At 48.6% G+C, this 1637-nt stretch carries 1 protein-coding gene; it reads right to left on the bottom strand.

What is annotated here, in order from left to right; genetic code table 11:
* Positions 1–200: 200 nt before the first annotated feature.
* On the bottom strand, positions 201–1637 hold a 1437-nt coding region (locus R8N28_RS24260; RefSeq protein ID WP_318183551.1), incomplete at its 5' end, for an ABC transporter substrate-binding protein.

Raw genomic sequence — 1637 nt, 5'->3', positions numbered from 1 at the left:
CAGTGCCTGAAACAGGCGCTTGACCAGAAACGAAAACATTCCTTGCCCCTTCAACTATCCATGACTATGCGTGTCTAGAGCGACAATCACACAAGAATTCAGCCTGAAAATGGCACTCAACCCGACTGAAACAAAGCTCAGTGCCGAAAACAATCCCAGCCTTCGATCACTCGAAGGCTGGGCGAGTACTTCGCGCAGAATTACTCTTTAACCACCAAATCACCAAAGTATGGGAAGTCCATCGCGTTGACGATTGGCTTGATGTCCAGCGTAGATTTTGCGCCCCACGCTAGGTTCTGCCAGTGTAGAGGAACAAACGCCGCCTCGTTGTACAGCGTTGCTTCGACTTTCTGTAGCATCGCTGCACGTTTAGCTGGATCGGTTTCTACGTTTGATGCCTCAACCAACTTGTCAACTTCAGGGTTGGAGTAGTGACCACAGTTGTACTGGCCTTTACCCGTCTCTTCGTTACGCGTCATGGTGAGGAATTCAGAGAAGTTCGCCGAATCTTCCGTATCTGAGTGCCAGCCGATCATCAACATGTCTGCCGCACACTTATCAAACTCTGGCCAGTATTGCGCTTTTGGCATGGTTTTCAGATCAACCTTAATACCAATCTTAGACAACATTGCCGCCGCAGCCTGTGCAACTTTTGCATCGTTCACGTAACGGTTGTTTGGCGCAATCATAGTTAGGGCAAAGCCGTTCTCGTAGCCCGCTTCTTTCATCAGCTCTTTCGCTTTCTTCAGATCGTAGCGAGGAACCAGTTTTTCGTTGTGACCAACGTAACCCGCAGGGCTTTGCTGACCAGCAGCTGTCGCGAAGCCTTTCATGATTTTCTTCACGATGCCTTCGTTGTTGATCGCATGCACGATAGCTTGACGAACGCGCACGTCTTTCAACGCTTCATTGCTGTTTTGGTTCATTTGGAACGTGATGATTCGCGTACCAGGTAGTGTCACGAGATCGATGCCTTTCGCATCTTTCACACGTTGGTGATCGTTTGGCGCTACTGGGTGAATCATATCGACGCCACCAGAAAGAAGCGCAGCCACACGAGTCGCGTCTTCTTTGATTGGTACTAGCGTTAGCTTATCAACGTTACCTTTCGACGCTTTATCCCAGTAATCTTTGAAGCGTTCAAATTCCACTTTTACGCCTTGTTCACGTGATGTCACGATGAATGGGCCAGTACCGGAAACGTGAGTCGATGCAAATGAGTTACCGTGCTTCACTAGCTCAGACTTGTCTTTGCCGTCTTCTGTCTTACCTGAGTAGAACTTGCTGTCCATAGGGAAGATGTACGTCGCCGTTTGCAGAACAAGTGGGTATGGACCTTTAGTAACCAAATCGAACGTGTAGTCATCCACTTTTACGATTTTCTCGTACGGGTCGAAGATCGCTTTAAAGTCTGGAGAGCTTTGTAGACGCTCAAATGTCCACACCACATCATCCGCTGTTAGCGAGTTACCAGAGTGGAACTTCACGCCTTCACGCAGTTTGAAGCGTACCGTTGTGTCGTTAACACGTTCCCAGCTTTCTGCTAGACGAGGTTCGAAGTCCATTGTTTGAGTGAAACGAACTAGAGGGTCAAATACCATGTGTGACATTTGCAGTGTACCGCCAGACAATTGCTC

The sequence above is a fragment of the Vibrio sp. Vb1554 genome (assembly GCF_033344235.1).
Note: the sequence above shows the minus strand (reverse complement) of the source record. Positions and strands in the feature narration are given on the sequence as shown.